This window comes from Priestia sp. YIM B13551, assembly GCF_042787905.1.
GTDB lineage: Bacteria > Bacillota > Bacilli > Bacillales > Bacillaceae_H > Priestia.
Genome location: NZ_JBHZOX010000002.1, coordinates 277,095 through 294,734, shown reverse-complemented (window position 1 = coordinate 294,734; position 17,640 = coordinate 277,095). Strand labels below are relative to the sequence as shown.

Below are 17,640 nucleotides of genomic sequence, written 5' to 3'. Positions count from 1 at the left end.
AGAAGAACCCTTCTTTTTTTTATATTAGTTTTTATACGTATCAAACATGTTCGTATCGTCAGGTACGTTTTCTAAATAGCTGATTTTCCCGTTTTCATCTAGCTTAGCAATATCTTTTCCCGTTTGAGTAAAGACGCTGCCAGATGCACGTTTACCGCATACTGCCCAAGGCGTTTCAAACTTATCTGTACCTTCAACTGCTTTCCAGCCTTCGAACATATGCTTAATATCAGCATTTTCTTTAAACACCATTTTCACAAACAGCTTCCAGTTTTCAATGCCTTGCTTTTCGTGGCCGTTTAAGACAAATACGATATCTTCTGAAAAAAGCCCCACTAATTCTTCAAATGCTTGTTCGCTTGTACGTGATTGATCGAATAAATCAAAATATCTATTTAAGTTTTCCATGATGATCTCCTTTGGGTGCTACAGCACCATTTTTTCTTCTACTGTTGCTTTTAGCATGTCCAGGTTTTCTTTTGGACATTTTTTGTGAATTTCATTTGTGAGCGTAGCAATGGTTTGCCGTTTTAAGATAGACTGCCACGAAGATTCGGCTTCTTCCATTAAATCGGATAATAAGCAAATATCTTTGTCTTTTAAGTTAAGCATATCGTGAAAAATACCGCTTGATGAGTAAAGAGACTGCTTACCTTCAATGGCTACGTATACGTCATAAATACGAATTTCTTCCGGCGTTTTCTTTAAGCGAAATCCACCTTTGCTACCAGGAACGGAAGCAAGTAAATCAGCGCTAACCAGCTTGCGAAGAAGCTTTTGAAAATACGTAGGCGAACCCCCAAGCTGAGTGCTGATGACATCTCCTGGCAACACAGCTTTTTCAGGTAAAAACGTAAGCAGCAAAATGGCATACACCGATTGCTCAACGCCTGTTTTCATGTGCAAAGACATCATCTCCTGCTATATGTGTACAACGTGGATAATCATTATCTACATTGTGCACATCATAACGCTTATGAATCAAAAAGTAAAGCAGTTACTTAATATGCACGTGATATTCGTGTATACTGTGAAAGAAACAGCAACAAAATACGGAGATGAGAGAATGACAACTATTGCAGATATCGCTCGGCTTGCAGGAGTAGCAAAAAGCACTGTATCCCGCTACCTTAACGGAGGGTCTGTGAGCGATGCGACGAAACGAAAAATCGAAGAGATTATTAAAGAAACAAACTATAGCCCAAATGCGTTTGCTCAAAGCTTAAAAGCGAAAAAAACAAATATCATTGGCGTAATTGTTCCGCGCATGGGTTCTTTTGCGACTTCCCGCACATTAGATGGTATTGACCAAGAACTTAGAGACCACCACTATCAAATGATTATTTCCAATTCTAATCAAGATTTAGAAAGAGAAGTCGAAAATATCTATACGCTGGCTAAGCAGAAGGTAGCAGGTATTATTCTTCTTGCCGTTCAAATCACAAAAGCTCATTTGGAAGCGTTCCGCACAATTTCAATTCCCGTTTTGCTAATTGGACAGCAGCATGAAGAAGTCCACAGTTTAATTCACCAAGACTACGAGGCTGCATGCGACATTGGAAGGTACATAGGAGAAAAAGGGCATAAAAAAATCGCTTTTTTAGGCGTAACCGAAAAAGACATAGCTGTAGGTGTAAAGCGAAAAGAAGGCGTAAAGCAAGGTCTTAAAGACAGAGATTGCGAGATCCGCTGTTATCAAACAAGCTTTAACATGAGCGATGCAATCGGGGCCGCTACGGCTGTGATGAAAGAATTTAATCCGTCCATTATTGTATGTGCGACCGATAACATTGCGCTTGGTACGTTAAAGGCAGCTTATTTAAACGGACTGCGCGTTCCTGAAGATGTATCCATTACCGGCTTTGGAGGCTATGAAATTACAGGTGTGATTCATCCCAGCTTAACAACCGTAAAATATTACTATAAAGAAGCGGGACAAATGGGGGCACAGCGAATCATTAAGCTAGTTAACGGAGAAGAAGTCGAAAAGCTTACGCTTTCGAACTATGAATTAATTGAAAGAGAGAGCGTTGATAATCGTTTTACATAAAAAACGATTGACAGAATGTAGGAGATGCTATAGTATAAGTGGTGTAAATACAAACAAATAATTGAACGTATCTCCTAAAGGGGAGTAGCTTTAACAGCAAAGTCGTCATTACAGAGATTATCTCTCGGCTTTGTTGGCGACATTATGTTGTTAGCAAGACCTTTACCGCTTATTTGGTAAGGGTCTTTTTTGTATTCAATTATAAAAAGGGAGGAAAAGGCTCGGACATTTAAAGGAGAAACGTTACATAAAAAGAGAAGGTGGAGGTAACTATGGAGGAACTAATTGGCGTATCAGTGCAAGGTTTGCTGCAAATTATTTTTCTTGATTTAATTTTAAGCGGGGATAACGCAATTGTTATTGCAATGGCGGCTCGTAACGTACCAAAAGATTTACAAAAAAGAGCGATTTTAATTGGAACAGGCGGCGCGATTGGTCTTCGATTATTATTTGCGGCTATTATTGTCCCTTTATTGAAAATACCATTAATCGGAGCGGTCGGCGGTTTGATGCTAGTGTGGATTGCATATAAATTATTAGCGGACAATCACGATCACGGTGACAATCCTCAAGGTGGAGCAACGGTATGGAGCGCGGTTAAAACCATCATTATCGCAGATGCGGTCATGTCATTAGATAACGTATTAGCTCTAGCAGGTGTAGCTCACGAATTTGTCCCGATTATGATTGGTGTATTAATTTCAATTCCGATTATTATTTGGGGAAGTAGCTTTATTATGAAAGCAATGGAAAAATTTCCGATTATCATTTACGCTGGAGCAGCGATGCTTGCATGGTCTGCTGGAAAAATGATTGTGGAAGATAAAATTATCGGCGGATTTGTTCCAACTACAGCTTTACATCTCGCTGTTCAAGTTATCTTAACCATTGCAGTTGTAGGCATTGGGTACATGAAAAACAAAAAAATGAAAAAAGAACAAGCCCACGCAGCTTAAAAAAAGAGCGTACGGATTATCCGTACGCTCTTTTTTTATGATTCGGGGTAGTGCATAAGTAAAAAAAAGCTTGCTTCTTCTTCAGAAGAATTGATATAGCTGTGAGAGGTATTTCCTGAAAAATGCAGAGCGTCTCCCGAGACTAATTCATGTTCTTCATTTTCAAAACGAACCGTTAATTCGCCTTCTTTAATAAGTAAGTATTCATCTCCTAAATGAGTTTTCGCTTCGTGCACGCATCCGGGCTTTAATGTGACGATGTAAATTTCAAACTTTTTTTCCGGATGATAAGGAAAAAAAGAATACACTAAGTAATCACCTTTGTTGTCCGTGATGGGATCTAGCTGTTTTATGCTTACTTTCTGCACATCCGGGGTGTCTTCTTTCATAAATACAGAAAAAGAGACTTGAAGGCCGTTGGCGATTTTCCAAAGCGTGGTAACCGTGGGACTGGATTTACCTTTTTCAATTTGTGCAAGCATTGCTTTACTAACACCCGTTAATTCGGAAACTTGATCAAGCGTCAAATTTCGATTTTTTCGTAATTTAACAAGATTTTTAGCAATAATATCTTGAATCGCGTCCATTGTTGTACTCCTTTAATTATTATAAAGATAGTATAACATACTGTTGTTTAATATAACGTATAGATGTATAATATAGCAGAAAAGGAGGGAGTACGGTGATTGCAGAAAAAGCAGTACAGCAAAGAGAAAAAGTGGACTTAACGTTCAGACAAGGGGCTAAGGATTGTATCCCTACGCTACTCGGTTACATAAGCATAGGGCTTGCTGCCGGGATCGTTGGAGTGTCCTCGCATCTTTCCATTATGGAAGTTACTTTATTATCAGCGCTCGTGTATGCCGGGGCAGCACAGTTTATTATTTGTGCACTGATGGTTGCGAACAGCTCGATTTCAGCTATTATTCTCACAACATTTATCGTTAACTTAAGACATTTTCTTTTGAGCGCTACGATCGCGCCTGAATTTACAAAATATTCGTTATTAAAAAACGTCGGAATTGGAGCCCTTCTAACAGACGAATCATTTGGGGTGTCTTCCAGTAAAATTGCAAAAGGTGAGCCAATTAATGACCGCTGGATGAATGGATTAAATATAACGGCTTACGTCAGCTGGATTATCGCCTGTACGACAGGAGCTATTTTTGGCCATATGCTATCTAACCCGGAAGCCTTTGGGTTTGATTTTGCCTTAACAGCTATGTTTTTAGCTCTGCTTGTTTTACAAATCGAAAGTGTGTTACCTTCAAAGCTTAATCATTACTTACGTTTAATTCTTTATATGGCGATTATTATGATTGTGCTGTCTTTTTTCGTACCTTCACATGTGGCTGTATTAATTTCAACGATTATTGTAGCGACAATTGGGGTGGTGACGGATAAATGAGTATCCACTACCCAACACTCATCATTATTTTAGGGTGTGCCCTTGTTACCGTAGTTCCTCGCATTGTTCCGTTTTTAGTTGTACGTAACATCGCGCTGCCAGAACCCGTATTAAAATGGCTATCCTATATTCCTATTTGTATTTTAACCGCACTTGTTGTAGAAAATTTTATCATTCAAGCAAATGACAGCGTAAAGATTAACTGGCCCGTCATTATCGTAGTCATTCCAACCTTACTGATTGCCCTGAAAACCAAAAGCTTATCCATCACCGTTATTAGCGGAGTCGGAATGATGGCGCTGCTTCGTTTTTTTCTTTGGTCATGAAAGCTCAAGTTATGCTCTTGAGCTTTTTTACTGTCTCCTTTACGTACGCTTTTTCATATAGTATGATAAGAGTGTAAATTAGAAGCCAATGAAAACAAAAATATAAATGAGGTGCTTTTATGAGCGGAGTAGTATCTAAATAGGAAAAATTAAATGAAATAAATTGAATAAGTAAGATGGGTATTTTTTAAAAAAATAAGGTACCCTTTGTTTGCTTATGAATTTATTTCACTGCCTATGAAGATACCTACAATGCTTTATAAAGGGTTCGGCATTTGTCGTCAGGGAGGCGTCTGTTTTTACAGAGCTTTCTTTTGTGATATGTGCCCTAGACGCCTGATTAACGCAAAAAGCTGTGGGATCACCACAGCTTTTTTTGTTTACCTTTTTCATTGCCTTCTAATAAATAGGTATCTTCATATGTGATGACAAATCATAGTGAGGAGAAAAACCATGAATACGATGACATTTGAAAAATTGCAGTATCATGAATTAAAAAAAATCGTAAAATCTCACTGCGTAAGTGAGCTGGGAAAACAATTAATGGATAAACTTCAGCCGAGCACATCTCTTAAAACAGTAAAAAACCGACTTAAAGAAACAACGGAAGCACGAAGACTTCTAGATGCTGAGAAATCACTTCCGCTATCAGGTGTCTCAGGTATAGGAAGAGTCATCGAAAAGCTTGAAAAAGGCATGATTTTAGAGCCCGAAGAGCTAATGCGCGTATCCGATTTTTTAAAAGGCTGCAGAAAAGTAAAACAATATATGGTGGATAAAGAATTTTTTGCTTCGCTCTTAAGTTCCTATGCCCATTCGATGAAAGAACTGACAAGTATAGAAGAGGAAATTAATTTTGCGATCAAGGCTGGAAAAGTAGACGCTGCGGCAAGCAAAGAGCTCAAGCGTATCAGAAGACATATAGAAGGAACGGAAGCTAAGATTTCAGAACAGCTTGCGAAATTTTTACGAAACAGTAAAAACAAAGAGTATATTCAAGACTTTTTTATCAGTAAAAAAGGAGACCGCTATACGATTCCGATTAAGGCCTCCTATAAAAATCACGTTGGAGGAACAATTGTTGAAACATCCTCTAAAGGGTCAACAGTGTTCATAGAGCCGGCATCTATTACAAAGCTGAATGCGGAACTAGCGATTTTGAAAGCAGAAGAAGAGGTAGAAGAATATCAAATTTTAGCGTCTTTAACAGGTTTAGTGTTAGAGAAGCTAGCTGATATTCATATTAATTTAGAGCTAATTAGCCAATACGACATGGTGTTTGCCAAAGCAAAATACAGTAAACAGGCAGACGGAATCGAACCTAAAATTAATGATTATGGATATATTCATTTAAAAGGCGCATATCACCCGCTGTTAACTGGTGAAATTGTTCCGCTTCACTTCGAAATTGGCGAGAATTATCGAAGCTTAATTATTACGGGACCTAACGCAGGAGGAAAAACCGTTGTCTTAAAAACGATTGGGCTACTGACACTCGCTACAATGTTAGGATTTCATATTACAGCTGATGAAGGAACAGAAATTGCATTGTTTGAGCATGTTTTTGTCGATATCGGCGACAACCAAAGTATTGAAAATGCGCTGAGTACCTTTTCCTCACACATGAAAAATATATCGGCTATTTTGCAAAAAGCAACAAACAATACGCTGCTCCTATTCGATGAAATTGGCAGCGGCACCGAACCGAATGAAGGAGCTGCACTTGCGATTGCGATTTTAGAAAAGTTTTATCATATGGGCTGCATAACGGTCGCGACTACGCATTACGGAGAAATTAAGCGTTTCTCAGAAATTCATCCTGACTTTATGAATGCCGCAATGCAGTTCAACAGTAAAACATTAGAACCGCTGTATCAACTGTTAATTGGAACATCTGGAGAAAGCAATGCGCTTTGGATTTCAAAGAAGATGAAGGTAGAAGAAGAGATTTTACAAAAAGCAAAGTTCTATATGGAAAGCAAATCGTATGATACAGAAGTCGTCAGAGAAAATAAAATAAAAAAACCAACTATTTTGAAGGAAAAGAAAAAAGACCGTGTTGAATACCAAATGGGAGATCGAGTCAAACTGTTAGATTATGAAAATCATGCGATTGTTTATAAGTCTAAAGACAACACAAACAATATAGTCGTACTCTATCAGAAGGAGTTAATTGAAGTAAACGTTAAGCGAGTAGCTCTTGAAATCAAAGCTGCTGAATTATATCCCGAAGGCTATGACCTCGATTCGTTATTTATTAGCTATAAAGATCGAAAAGAGCAGCATGATCTGCAGCGAGGATCAAAAAAAGCATTGCGGAAAATTGAAAAAGATATACGCGAAAATAGATAAAGCAGAAACCCAGCACTTATAAGAAAGTGGTGGGTTTTGTTTTTATGTAGCTTCTCAAAACTACATAGAACAGATCTCCAAATAAATCTTAAAAGAATTTACATCACTTTTATAGTTGTTTATTGTTGTGGTTTTTTGTTGTTTTGACGTGTTATAATATGAAATAGTTATAAAAACAACATAAACAACAACAATCAACATCTAAAGCACTTTCATTTTGTTAAGTGTAAAAAACAGCCTCAGATATAAGTGCACTCATTATTTTTACCGCTTTCGCCCATCGTAGGAATTCTCTACGAATGAGAAAACTATTTATCAAAAACATTGTAAATGGCAAATTAAATAACGAAAGGAAAGAGGAAAATGAAAAAAATCGAAGCTGTAGTATTTGACTGGGCTGGAACAATGATTGATTACGGGTGTTTTGCTCCGCTTGAGGCGTTTTTAGAGGTATTTAAAAGACATAAGGTAGAAATTACAATTGAAGAAGCTAGAGAGCCAATGGGCATGCTGAAAATTGAACATATCCGAGCGCTTCTTAAGATGCCGCGTATTCAACGGGAATGGAAAAAGGCACACGGATCAAAGTCAACAGAACAAGATGTTGCAAAACTGAATGATGAATTTGAATCAAGCTTATTTTGTATATTAGAAGACTTCACCACGCCTATTCCTGGAGCTGTTGAGCTTTCAGAGCGTTTGCGAAACAGAAATATTAAAATAGGTTCTACGACGGGATATACGAAAAAAATGATGGAGATTGTTGCGCCAAAAGCAAAAGAAAAAGGATATTCACCGGACTGTTACTTCACAGCAGATGATGTAAAAGCAGGCCGGCCGTATCCATGGATGTGTTACCGTAATGCCATGGAGTTAGATGTCTTTCCTATGAATCGTATCATAAAAGTAGGAGACACCGTAACAGATATGCAAGAAGGAAAAAATGCCGGCATGTGGACAGTAGGCGTGATTTTAGGAAGCAGTGAGATGGGACTTTCTGAAGAAGCAGAAAAGAATATGGATCAAAAAGAATTAAAAATAAAAATGGAAGAAGTGAGAAGCCGTTTAGAAGAAGCCGGGGCAAATTTCGTAGTGGATCGTATATCTGACCTTGATCAAGTGATTAATCAATTGGAACAACAATAAAGAGGAGGATTATCATGAAAAATCCATATTTGCTTTTAACTCCAGGTCCATTATCTACGACAGCTTCGGTTCGCGAAACGATGCTGAAAGATTGGTGTACATGGGATGATGAATATAATAATCTCGTCCAAGATATAAGAAAGCGTTTAGTCAAGCTGGCAACGGCGTCTTCTTTATACACTGCTGTGTTAATGCAGGGAAGCGGCACGTTTTGTGTAGAAGCAGCCATCGGAACGTTCGTACCGAGAGTCGAAGGGAAAATCCTGATAGCAGCAAATGGAGCTTACGGCTTAAGAATGGTTCATATGTGTGAAGCAATCGGAATTAATAACACTGTATATAAAGTAAAGGAAACTGAGTCTTTTGATACAGATGTGATTGAACGAATGCTTCAAGAAGACGAAGACATCACTCATGTAGCTGTCGTTCACTGTGAAACGACAACAGGAATTTTAAATCCTATTGAAGAAGTATGTTGTATTGCTAAGCGCTATAATAAAATGACCATTGTAGACGCCATGAGCAGTTTTGGCGGTATACCCATGGATATAGAGCAGCTGCAGATTGATTTACTTATCAGCAGTTCGAATAAATGCATTCAAGGCGTTCCTGGATTCGGATTTGTCATTGCTAAAACAGATGAGCTTGAAAAATGTAAAGGAAATGCCCGTTCCCTTTCACTCGACCTTTATGATCAATATAAAACGATGGAAAAGGATAAAGGGAAATGGCGCTTTACCTCCCCAACTCATGTGGTCCGGGCATTTTATCAGGCGCTACTCGAACTTGAAGAAGAAGGGGGAGTCCAAGGTCGCTTTAAGCGGTATCGAGAAAATCAGCACTTGCTAGTGACAGGGATGAGGAGGCTAGGGTTTAATACGCTGCTGCAATCAAAACAGCAGTCACCTATTATTACATCCTTTCTTTACCCTACCTATTCTTTTTTTACATTTCAAGGATTTTATCAATCTTTAAAAAAACAAGGTTTTGTCATTTATCCAGGAAAAGTTTCTCAAGTGGACACCTTTAGAATTGGAAACATTGGAGACGTACATAAACAAGATATCGAAAGATTGCTAGAAGCGATTCATTCGACAGTGAAGAGGAAGGAGATTCAGCAATGAACGTGTTTAGGCGGTGCCGGCAAAATTTCTCGCGAATCAGTATAAAATTTAGCGTAATACTATCTTTCAAGAGTTAAAGAAGCAAGGTCTGCATGAAGAAAGAAAATATCATCTTTACATGAGCAAATTTTTTCGTAGAGTTAGGAGTGCAATAATGTGTCTTTATTGGCAGAACAACGTAAAAAAACAATTTTAGATATGATTGAACATCAAGGGCAAGTCAAAGTAAACGACTTAGCGCACGCTTTTGATGTATCGACTGAGACTATTCGCCGTTATCTAGAAGAATTAGAAGGAGAAAAAAAGTTAAAAAAAGTGTATGGCGGGGCCGTGAAAATAGAAACAGAAATTGCTGAGCCGCCTATGTTTGAGCGAGAAGTCATAAGAAGCAAAGAAAAGAAAAAAATAGGGAGTAAAGCAGCTGAGCTGATAGAAGAAGGCAACGTTATTTTTATAGATGAAGGCAGCACGACCATGCAAATGGTTTCGTCACTTGTCAATATTTCTAATATAACGGTTATTACAAATTCCTTTCCTCTTGTGACTATGCTAATCGACTACCAAAACAAGCAGGTTTTCAGCGGAGAAGTTATTTTTCTAGGAGGTCATGTAAGAAGCAAACATTTTCGGGCTTCTGGATCCCTAGCAGAAAGGGTTGCAAAAGAATTTTATGTAGATAAAGCCTTTATTTCAATTGACGGCCTTCATCCCGAAGCTGGGATTACGAGCTTTGACTTAGAAAAGTGCCTGCTGTCTAAAATCTTCATCGCTAATGCAAACCAGACCATTGTATTGGCTGATCATTCCAAGCTAGAAGTGAAGGCGAACTACAAAATAGATTCTTTAAAGCACATTGATTATATTTTATGCACTGCTTCTCTTCCGGAAACTTGGGGAGATTTGGATGCAAGCTGGATTAAATGTTAAAAATAACAAAAGGGGAATGTTTTATAAACATTCCCCTTTTGTTAAGTACTTAAAAGGTAAGGAGGTTTTTTTAGCTATATTAATAATCTATAGGTACAAAAAAAACATCTTTCACCGCTCTAATGTACTCGAGAGATGCGTTTAATAAATTATTCGTTCGTTGGAACAGGAAGACTTTTGAGCATTGAAAAACAATAAGCCATTTTTTTTGCAAAATGTAAAGGAGGCTCTACAGATTGAATATGCAGATACATAAGGACTGGTTCTGTAAAAAGCCAATGGTTATGCAAAGCGCTTACGATAAGACCTTGCCGCGCAGCAGCTTCTGTAAAACGAGGGATTTCTTCTTGTAAAATAGCAATCTCAGCCAAGTTTAACGCGTTTCCCTGTGCGTCTATCGCCTCAAATGATACACCAACAGGAACGACAGAGCTGCTTTTTCGCCCTTGAACATGAGCTTGAAAGCTTCTTTTAAGCGACACTGAGCATCCTGTTGGACTAACTTTGCTTTTAGCGTTTAAAATCTGGCCAAACTGCTGACAAATTTCACTTGTAGTATACATTATAAGCTCCTGCCTTTCTTCTATACTCTTAGTAAGCTTTATGACATAAGAGCTTCACTTATGCAAACAGTGTTCTTATAAAAAAATCCCCTTCACGATGAAGAGGATTTTTTTATTATTCAGCATGCGATGAGCGTTCGTTTAACAAATTTTCATAAAAACGGGCAAGTGAAGCAGAAAGGTATGGAATAGACCATAAAAAGCCGATTCCTAGTGTAATAATACTTAATAAAAACCAGCCAAGAAAGCTTAGCAGCAGAAGGAAGTACTGTCCTTTGTAACCATTCATCAACCTGCGGCTTTCTGTAATCGCTTGATTCATCGAGTAAGTAGGATTGTCTTTACAAATATAGTACGTTTGTGAATATGCCAGTGCTTTGATAATTCCAGGAATCAGTAAAAGCAGTGACCACAGCATCACATAAAGAGTCATAAGTACATAAATCCCTAATGACTTTACATAAAGACCGAAGTCTTGGAATGTTTTGAACAAATGTCCCAATTGGACAGATTCACCTCGCGCTAAACCTAAAAATGCCCAGTAGTTCGCCATGAGAAGAGGCGAAAAGACAATAGCAAAGGCAGTTGAAATCCATGACGCCGAATCAGATTCATCTTTCATCCAATTGTCATAGCCGCCGCTTGCCACAATTTCAAATGGAATAGGCAGAAGCGTATATACTCCGTACGTCACCACCGTAAGTAAAATCGCTAGTCCCCAGCGATTTTTCAAAGAAGCTTTAGCTTCTCTTTTAATCGTCCCAATATTCATGTTGTTCCTCCTTTAATGTTGCAAAACAGTATCTTTTTGCTCGTATTAACATGTAAACCATGCACAATTGTTAATTTTGTATGAAATGAAAATAATAGTCAATAGGTTCTAAGATGAAAAGCAAAGCTCCTGCGAAAGATTTTTACTAGACAGATAGAAATCGCTAAATAGGTACAATCTGCTTTTGAAGAAGATGGATGTAAGGAAGGAAAGCCCCATGCGTGATTTGGCATTTTTATATGAAGTGAAACCCTCATGGAAAGACTTTCTAAGATAAGAGGGATTTCTATGTTTGAAATGACCAAAATGATGCAACAAGTCTTAAATGAAAAGGAATTTTCTTATTGCGTTCATCGAGATCTTTTTAGTTTTCAATGGTGGCTCATAGTGGTGATAAATGCTCTTTTTCTACTGCTTTTTTATTTTTTTATGGATAGACAGCGCCTCTTTTTTATGCTGCTCGTTTTTTTATCAGCTTTGACATAGTCGGTTTGGTAGATGAATTCGGGAAATTTTTTAACCTGTGGTGCTACCCTCACCAGATGCTTCCGTTTACAGATCGCTTCAATACGGTTGACTTTGCTATTATTCCCGTAAGTATCGCACTCGTCTACCAATTTTTCAGCAAATGGAAATTTTTCTTTATCGCACATATCGTTACGTCTGCTGTTATTGCTTTTATAGGTATTCCGATATTCAAAGCGCTGTATTTGTACCAATTGCTGAACTGGACGATGTTTTATTCATTTCTTACAATATTCATCATGGGAATTGTAGTGAAAATGATTAGCGATTGGATTGCAGGTAAGAAGAAAGGCTATAGCGTTAGCTAAACAAATAACACCCCTATCTATTTAGATAAGGGTGTTATTTGTTTAAGTGAAAACTGCAGTATACCTTTATAATGAATATAAGACAGAATGAGAGGAGACTGTAAAAGTGGAAACAGCGAATATCACCCAAATATTTTATGAATTAGAATGCATGCACTTAAAATCAGAAGTACGAACCTCTGTTAAAGAGCTTTCAAACATTCTTGCAGATGATTACGTGGAGTTTGGCAGCTCGGGCAGGGTATGGAAACGAGAAGACTACAGTCAAAATCATACCCTTTCACCCGATGTATTCGAAATCTCTCATTTTCATTTAGACGTATTGTCTTCAGACTGCGTATTAACTACCTATCATCTTATGAACCATACGGCAGAAAAAAAGACGCTTCGCAGTTCTATTTGGCGAAAAAGAGAAGAAAAGTGGCGTTTGTTTTTCCATCAAGGCACAGTGACAAACGATGATCAATAAATAAGATTATTCGGTTATTATTATACTTTCCCTCTATTTGATGCTATGATGAAAGTATATTTTGACGTAAGGGATGTTTTGAGATGAGCAAAAATAACGTAAAAAAAGAAGTGTTTTCATGGCTTAAGTCCATTGTTATTGCATTGGTTATTGTAGTGGGAGTTCGCCATTTTTTATTTGCGCCAACTACGGTTCACGGTGAATCGATGTATCCAACGTTTGAAGATTCAAACCGCGTCATTTTAAATAAAATCAGTGATGTTGATCGCTTTGATATGATTGTATTTCATGCACCGGATGCAGATGAAAATTATATTAAACGTGTAATCGGCTTGCCAGGAGATACGGTAGAAATGAAAAACGACGTTCTATATATTAACGGTAAAGCTTATAAAGAGCCGTATTTAAAAGAATCTAAAAAATCTCTTGCACCTAATGAAAAATTCACGGAAGATTTTACGCTTCAAACGCTGCCTGCAACTGATGGCAAAGTGAAGGTACCGAAAAATTCACTGTTTGTAATGGGGGACAACCGTCCTGTAAGTCATGATGGACGAGCATTTGGCTTCATTCCACAAAAATCAGTTATCGGAAAGGTGCAGTTTCGCTACTATCCGTTAAATGAAGTAGGCGAACCGAAATAAAAAAAGGGAAAAAGGCTGGCGGAATTTAATTCGCCAGTCTTTTTTATTGGGTTAAAAGAACTGATTTTTAAAAAACGATTTGCTTTATGCAAGTTAAACATCTTCTAAAGAATTAGTAAATTAGACCTTGTTTTTTTCTTTGTTTAGGAAATCATAAGGGTGTTTAAAAAGGGACTTCTAGGTACCTATGTTACTTCAAAGTAAGAGGTGGTACTGATAGGTAAGTAGTTTTTATGGGTATACAGATATATGAAAATAAAGAAGCAAGGATTTTGGAAAGGAGCAGGTCAGCATGAAAAACGTATTAATCATTAATGGACACGAGTATTATAAAAAGTCAAAAGGAGAGTTAAATCAGACGATTTTTAACGAAATGCAGCATTTACTCACTGATCAATTTGACATTAAAACAACGGTGGTTGATAAAGGCTACGAAGTAGAAGAAGAAATTGAAAAGTGGCTATGGGCTGATGTTGTGATTATGCAGACGCCTATTTACTGGTTCAGCATTCCCGGAAAGTTTAAGCAATATATTGATCGAGTGTATATGGATAACATTTTCTTTAAAGGCTCCAGTCAATACGGGCGAGGCGGTTTATTAACGGGAAAAAAATACATGTTTTCGCTTACATGGAATGCGCCGGAAGCTATTTTCGACAATGACGAAGCTTTCTATGAAGGAAAAAGTTTAGATGAAGCCATTATGCATTTGCATAAAATGAATCAGTACGTCGGTATGAGCCCACTTCCAACGTACACTATTCATGATGTAGTCAAACATCCAAACATTGATCACTACAAGCATAAATTAGAAAATCATGTAGCAGAAGTATTTGGAATAGGAGAGCATCATTGAACTACCCCCACTTAGCAAGACTGAAGTGGGGGATTCCTAAAATCTTTAAAGACTTAGGAACCCTTCCCGATAAAAATCGATATCTACAAAAAACCTGACTAAACAGTCGGGTTTTTTTATTCACTTTGACGCAAAAATCGTAGTCAAAAACAGTTTTTCTTTTTCTTTCTGAGCACTAGCGAAATGTCTACAATGGTAAGGAAGAGTTAACCATCAAGTTGCACAATAATTGGACCAGAAGTGGTAATGAAAGCGTAAACATTTTGGTGGAGATCAGTGATAGAATAAATTTAAGCAAGGGGGGAGCAATTGATGCATCTAGATGAAAGGAGCAATTTAATTTTAAAACGAGTGGTTAGTAATCCAGGTATTTCCAATACGGAACTAGAGAGAAAGTATCATCTTTCACGGAGGCAGATTAGCTACAGCTTTACAAAAATTAATGACTGGTTAAAGAGTAATAACTATCCGAAAATTCAGCGAACGAACGGGGGGAAATTTATTATTGATCCTCTTCTAATGGAACTGTTTGCTGAAAAAGTCGAACACTCTGCTGGAAGTTATATTCCGTCTGAAAAAGAAAGAGCTCAATTGGTTTTGCTTATGCTATTAAGTAGCGAAGAAGAATTATCTTTACTTCATTTCTCTAGCTCGCTATCAGTGAGTAAGAATACGGTATTAAGAGATATGAAATATACACAGAAAATTGTAAATGGTTATCATCTTGAAATTGTTTATTCGCGAATGTATGGATACGACATAGTAGGAAGTGAGTGGAATAAAAGGAAGCTGCTTATTGAAGTACTGCGGACCGTCTATGATATGTATCAAGGCGAGACGTATATTCAGGCGTATACAGGAACTTCAAGAGAAGAAATTCAGAGATTAAAAGAGCAAATGGAAAAAGTAGAAAAGCGTTTAGCACTTCAATTTATCGATCAAAAAATAAAACTTCTTCCATATACAATAGCTATTTTGCTAAAACGAATTAAAAAAGGAAACTTAATTAAAGATTCTTATCATATCGACTATGAAGAACTGTCGGATACAAAAGAGTTTGAAGCTGCCGAAATTTTAATTGAAGATGCTGCTTGCATCCCAAAGGAAGAACGTTTATTTATTACATTACAATTGCTTACTTCTAACGTTCTATCCTCCCAGTTTTTAAGAGAGGAAGAAACTCTTGAATTAAAATCTTCATTAAAAAACAGCCTTGCGTTATTTGAGAAAAAAGCATGTATCACTTTTAAAGAAAAAGAGAAGCTGCTTCAAAAATTAGTGCTGCATATGAAACCAGCTTACTACCGCATTAAATATCAGCTAACTACTAACTATTCAATAATTGAAAAAGTTAGTGAAGAGTTCGAAGCCATTCACTACATTGTAAAAGATTCATTAAAGCCTTTTGAAACTTATATTGGCTGCTCTATTCCTGAAAGCGAAGTGATGTTTATTACCGTTTTTATTGGCGGACATTTAATTAACAGTGGCGAAACAATACAGCTTAAAAAGCGAGCGGTTGTTGTTTGTCCTAACGGGGTATCCATTTCACATTTGATGGAGCACACGCTGCGTGATTTATTTCCAGAGTTTTATTTCTACGAAGCTCTTTCGATTCGAGAATTTGAGCAATCAAAAGCAGAATTTGATATGGTATTTTCTCCTGTTCCTGTTCAGACTTCTAAGCATTTATTTATTGTGGAACAATTTATTACCGATTTTCAAAAGTTGCAGCTTCGGCAGCGAGTCATTCAAACCATATTCGGTTTAAATACATCCGTGGTAAACATTGAACAGTTAATAAGTGTCATTGAAAAATACGCAAAAGTTGATCAGAAGTCTCAACTTCAAAAAGCACTGCAAGATTATTTTTCTCTCCAAGTATTAAACGAAACAAGTAAAAATCAAGAATACAGTTTAGCAGATTTAATTACACCCGAAACAATTGTGCTGCGCGATCAAGTGGAAAGCTGGAAGGAAGCTATTTCAATAGCCGCTGCCCCGCTTTTACATAAAGGTATTATTACTGAAGCTTATATTGATAAAATGCAGGAACAATATCCGTCTATGTCTCCACATATTGTACTAAGACTTAATGTTGCAATACCTCACGCAAGCCCTGAGGATGGTGTTCAAGCAGTAGGCATGAGCTTACTTAAGTTAAAAGAAGGCTTATTGTGCGGAGAGCAAAAAGTTCATTTTATTGTTGTTATCGCAGCTATTGATAAAAAGAAACATTTAAACGCTATGCTGCAGCTGATGAAGTTAGCGGAAATGAACGGGGTAATAAATGAGATGAAACGGCTAAATGAAAAATACAAAATCTATGAAATAATTAAAACGCACTCTATCTAATCATGGTACAGAATGTATAGCAAGGAGGATACAATCGTGACATTACAGCCTTTTTTAAAAGAAGAGTTATTGAAGTTAAATAGTGTATGTAAAGATCAAGCCGATATTTTTGAAATGGTGTACAAAGAGGCATTTGGCAAAGGGTATGTCAGTGAAAACTTTCTGACAAAAATTAAAGAAAGAGAAGCATCTTTTCCGACAGGCCTCCAAATAGGCGATTACAGTGTAGCAATTCCTCATACAGATCCAGAGCACGTTTTTGAACAATTTATTAGTGTGGTTACCTTACAAAAACCTGTATCGTTTTATTTAATGGATGATAATACAAAAAAAGTGGATGTGCGCATTGTGCTTCTATTAGGGTTAAACCAGCCTCACACCCAGTTAACAGTACTTCAGGAGCTGATGCAAGCAATTCAAGATCAGCAAAAAATAGAGCAATTATTACAGGCTGAAAATCAAAGGGATGTTCAAGCTATTTTTAACGGAGTTGAAAAAATTAGTACAAAAGGGGAGAAGTAAAATGAAAAAGTATACGGTATTAGTAGCGTGCGGAGCGGGAATTGCAACATCAACAGTGGTGTGTGAACGAGTAGAAAATTTATTAAAAGACAACAGCATTAACGCGGAAGTTGTGCAGTGTAAAATTGCCGAAGTAGCTTCTCGCCAAGAAGGAGCGGATTTAATTGTATCGACAACGATTTTACCCACAACGTACAGCATTCCAGCATTAAGCGCAACCTCCTATATCACAGGGATTGGCATGGAAGCACTAGACCAAAAAATAATAGATGCCTTAAATAAAACCTTTGCTAATTAATAAGTCGGAAAATTCAAAATAATAAATTAGGAGCTGAAC

Annotated in this window: 20 protein-coding genes; 15 read left to right on the top strand and 5 right to left on the bottom strand. The window is 37.3% G+C overall.

What is annotated here, in order from left to right:
* Nucleotides 1-24: 24 nt before the first annotated feature.
* On the bottom strand, nucleotides 25-408 hold the full coding sequence (locus tag ACFX4N_RS10680; RefSeq protein WP_013057918.1) for a nuclear transport factor 2 family protein: 384 nt from the start codon (nucleotides 406-408) through the stop codon (nucleotides 25-27).
* An 18-nt stretch (nucleotides 409-426) separates the two neighbouring features.
* A complete protein-coding gene (locus ACFX4N_RS10675) occupies nucleotides 427-906 on the bottom strand; it encodes an RrF2 family transcriptional regulator (protein ID WP_013057917.1) in 480 nt (159 codons plus the stop codon).
* 160 nt (nucleotides 907-1,066) lie between these two features.
* Between ACFX4N_RS10675 and ACFX4N_RS10670 the strand changes: the two genes are divergently transcribed.
* Nucleotides 1,067-2,050, top strand: coding sequence for a LacI family DNA-binding transcriptional regulator (locus ACFX4N_RS10670; RefSeq protein ID WP_013057916.1), 984 nt, complete (start codon nucleotides 1,067-1,069; stop codon nucleotides 2,048-2,050).
* A 272-nt stretch (nucleotides 2,051-2,322) separates the two neighbouring features.
* A complete protein-coding gene (locus ACFX4N_RS10665) occupies nucleotides 2,323-3,006 on the top strand; it encodes a TerC family protein (RefSeq protein ID WP_013057915.1) in 684 nt (227 codons plus the stop codon).
* A gap of 35 nt (nucleotides 3,007-3,041) precedes the next feature.
* Here ACFX4N_RS10665 and ACFX4N_RS10660 read toward each other — a convergent pair whose 3' ends face one another.
* Nucleotides 3,042-3,593 (bottom strand): helix-turn-helix domain-containing protein, encoded by a 552-nt coding sequence (locus tag ACFX4N_RS10660; RefSeq protein WP_013057914.1) that lies wholly within the window; start codon nucleotides 3,591-3,593, stop codon nucleotides 3,042-3,044.
* A gap of 95 nt (nucleotides 3,594-3,688) precedes the next feature.
* On the opposite strand from ACFX4N_RS10660, the gene ACFX4N_RS10655 reads away from it, so the two are divergent.
* From ACFX4N_RS10655 to ACFX4N_RS10630, 6 genes are all read left to right on the top strand, one after another.
* The gene (locus ACFX4N_RS10655; protein ID WP_013057913.1) at nucleotides 3,689-4,414 is read left to right on the top strand and encodes an AzlC family ABC transporter permease; all 726 of its coding nucleotides are present in this window, start codon (nucleotides 3,689-3,691) and stop codon (nucleotides 4,412-4,414) included.
* Complete coding sequence (locus ACFX4N_RS10650; RefSeq protein WP_013057912.1) at nucleotides 4,411-4,740, top strand: AzlD domain-containing protein; 330 nt, start codon at nucleotides 4,411-4,413, stop codon at nucleotides 4,738-4,740. Before ACFX4N_RS10655 ends, ACFX4N_RS10650 begins: the two co-directional genes overlap by 4 nt.
* Before the next feature lie 453 nt (nucleotides 4,741-5,193).
* Nucleotides 5,194-7,092 carry an endonuclease MutS2 gene (locus tag ACFX4N_RS10645; RefSeq protein ID WP_098449159.1) on the top strand — a complete coding sequence of 633 codons (1,899 nt, stop codon included), beginning with the start codon at nucleotides 5,194-5,196 and terminating at the stop codon, nucleotides 7,090-7,092.
* 363 nt (nucleotides 7,093-7,455) lie between these two features.
* Entirely contained in the window at nucleotides 7,456-8,238 is a 783-nt protein-coding gene (gene phnX, locus ACFX4N_RS10640) for a phosphonoacetaldehyde hydrolase (RefSeq protein WP_098449160.1), read from the top strand.
* An 11-nt stretch (nucleotides 8,239-8,249) separates the two neighbouring features.
* Entirely contained in the window at nucleotides 8,250-9,362 is a 1,113-nt protein-coding gene (gene phnW, locus ACFX4N_RS10635) for a 2-aminoethylphosphonate--pyruvate transaminase (RefSeq protein WP_057273539.1), read from the top strand.
* 156 nt (nucleotides 9,363-9,518) lie between these two features.
* On the top strand, nucleotides 9,519-10,289 hold the full coding sequence (locus tag ACFX4N_RS10630; RefSeq protein WP_029322874.1) for a DeoR/GlpR family DNA-binding transcription regulator: 771 nt from the start codon (nucleotides 9,519-9,521) through the stop codon (nucleotides 10,287-10,289).
* A gap of 149 nt (nucleotides 10,290-10,438) precedes the next feature.
* Here the strand turns inward: ACFX4N_RS10630 and ACFX4N_RS10625 are convergent, their stop codons facing one another.
* Nucleotides 10,439-10,852 (bottom strand): DUF1259 domain-containing protein, encoded by a 414-nt coding sequence (locus tag ACFX4N_RS10625; RefSeq protein ID WP_013057907.1) that lies wholly within the window; start codon nucleotides 10,850-10,852, stop codon nucleotides 10,439-10,441.
* A gap of 115 nt (nucleotides 10,853-10,967) precedes the next feature.
* Complete coding sequence (locus ACFX4N_RS10620; RefSeq protein WP_013057906.1) at nucleotides 10,968-11,624, bottom strand: DUF975 family protein; 657 nt, start codon at nucleotides 11,622-11,624, stop codon at nucleotides 10,968-10,970.
* A gap of 470 nt (nucleotides 11,625-12,094) precedes the next feature.
* Here ACFX4N_RS10620 and ACFX4N_RS10615 point away from each other — a divergent pair, with 470 nt between their 5' ends.
* The 7 genes from ACFX4N_RS10615 (at nucleotide 12,095) to ACFX4N_RS10585 (ending at nucleotide 17,601) form a co-directional block, all read left to right on the top strand.
* The gene (locus ACFX4N_RS10615) at nucleotides 12,095-12,457 is read left to right on the top strand and encodes a CBO0543 family protein (RefSeq protein ID WP_306472902.1); all 363 of its coding nucleotides are present in this window, start codon (nucleotides 12,095-12,097) and stop codon (nucleotides 12,455-12,457) included.
* Nucleotides 12,458-12,563: 106 nt separating this feature from the next.
* Complete coding sequence (locus ACFX4N_RS10610) at nucleotides 12,564-12,926, top strand: nuclear transport factor 2 family protein (RefSeq protein WP_340643106.1); 363 nt, start codon at nucleotides 12,564-12,566, stop codon at nucleotides 12,924-12,926.
* 83 nt (nucleotides 12,927-13,009) lie between these two features.
* Nucleotides 13,010-13,570 carry a signal peptidase I gene (gene lepB, locus ACFX4N_RS10605; RefSeq protein ID WP_029322864.1) on the top strand — a complete coding sequence of 187 codons (561 nt, stop codon included), beginning with the start codon at nucleotides 13,010-13,012 and terminating at the stop codon, nucleotides 13,568-13,570.
* A 292-nt stretch (nucleotides 13,571-13,862) separates the two neighbouring features.
* Nucleotides 13,863-14,426 (top strand): NAD(P)H-dependent oxidoreductase, encoded by a 564-nt coding sequence (locus ACFX4N_RS10600; protein ID WP_029322862.1) that lies wholly within the window; start codon nucleotides 13,863-13,865, stop codon nucleotides 14,424-14,426.
* 312 nt (nucleotides 14,427-14,738) lie between these two features.
* Nucleotides 14,739-16,781 carry a BglG family transcription antiterminator gene (locus tag ACFX4N_RS10595; protein ID WP_053487469.1) on the top strand — a complete coding sequence of 681 codons (2,043 nt, stop codon included), beginning with the start codon at nucleotides 14,739-14,741 and terminating at the stop codon, nucleotides 16,779-16,781.
* Between the two features lie 36 nt (nucleotides 16,782-16,817).
* On the top strand, nucleotides 16,818-17,303 hold the full coding sequence (locus tag ACFX4N_RS10590) for a PTS sugar transporter subunit IIA (protein WP_013057901.1): 486 nt from the start codon (nucleotides 16,818-16,820) through the stop codon (nucleotides 17,301-17,303).
* A gap of 1 nt (nucleotide 17,304) precedes the next feature.
* Complete coding sequence (locus ACFX4N_RS10585) at nucleotides 17,305-17,601, top strand: PTS sugar transporter subunit IIB (protein WP_098314658.1); 297 nt, start codon at nucleotides 17,305-17,307, stop codon at nucleotides 17,599-17,601.
* Nucleotides 17,602-17,640: the final 39 nt, after the last annotated feature.

Coding starts and splice junctions, on each gene's coding strand:
- ACFX4N_RS10645 (WP_098449159.1), top strand. CDS start 5,194: ATGAATACGATGACATTTGAAAAATTGCAGTATCATGAATTAAAAAAA.
- ACFX4N_RS10665 (WP_013057915.1), top strand. CDS start 2,323: ATGGAGGAACTAATTGGCGTATCAGTGCAAGGTTTGCTGCAAATTATT.
- ACFX4N_RS10600 (WP_029322862.1), top strand. CDS start 13,863: ATGAAAAACGTATTAATCATTAATGGACACGAGTATTATAAAAAGTCA.
- phnX (WP_098449160.1), top strand. CDS start 7,456: ATGAAAAAAATCGAAGCTGTAGTATTTGACTGGGCTGGAACAATGATT.
- ACFX4N_RS10680 (WP_013057918.1), bottom strand. CDS start 408: ATGGAAAACTTAAATAGATATTTTGATTTATTCGATCAATCACGTACA.
- ACFX4N_RS10620 (WP_013057906.1), bottom strand. CDS start 11,624: ATGAATATTGGGACGATTAAAAGAGAAGCTAAAGCTTCTTTGAAAAAT.
- ACFX4N_RS10585 (WP_098314658.1), top strand. CDS start 17,305: ATGAAAAAGTATACGGTATTAGTAGCGTGCGGAGCGGGAATTGCAACA.
- ACFX4N_RS10625 (WP_013057907.1), bottom strand. CDS start 10,852: ATGTATACTACAAGTGAAATTTGTCAGCAGTTTGGCCAGATTTTAAAC.
- ACFX4N_RS10650 (WP_013057912.1), top strand. CDS start 4,411: ATGAGTATCCACTACCCAACACTCATCATTATTTTAGGGTGTGCCCTT.
- ACFX4N_RS10595 (WP_053487469.1), top strand. CDS start 14,739: ATGCATCTAGATGAAAGGAGCAATTTAATTTTAAAACGAGTGGTTAGT.
- lepB (WP_029322864.1), top strand. CDS start 13,010: ATGAGCAAAAATAACGTAAAAAAAGAAGTGTTTTCATGGCTTAAGTCC.
- ACFX4N_RS10660 (WP_013057914.1), bottom strand. CDS start 3,593: ATGGACGCGATTCAAGATATTATTGCTAAAAATCTTGTTAAATTACGA.
- ACFX4N_RS10670 (WP_013057916.1), top strand. CDS start 1,067: ATGACAACTATTGCAGATATCGCTCGGCTTGCAGGAGTAGCAAAAAGC.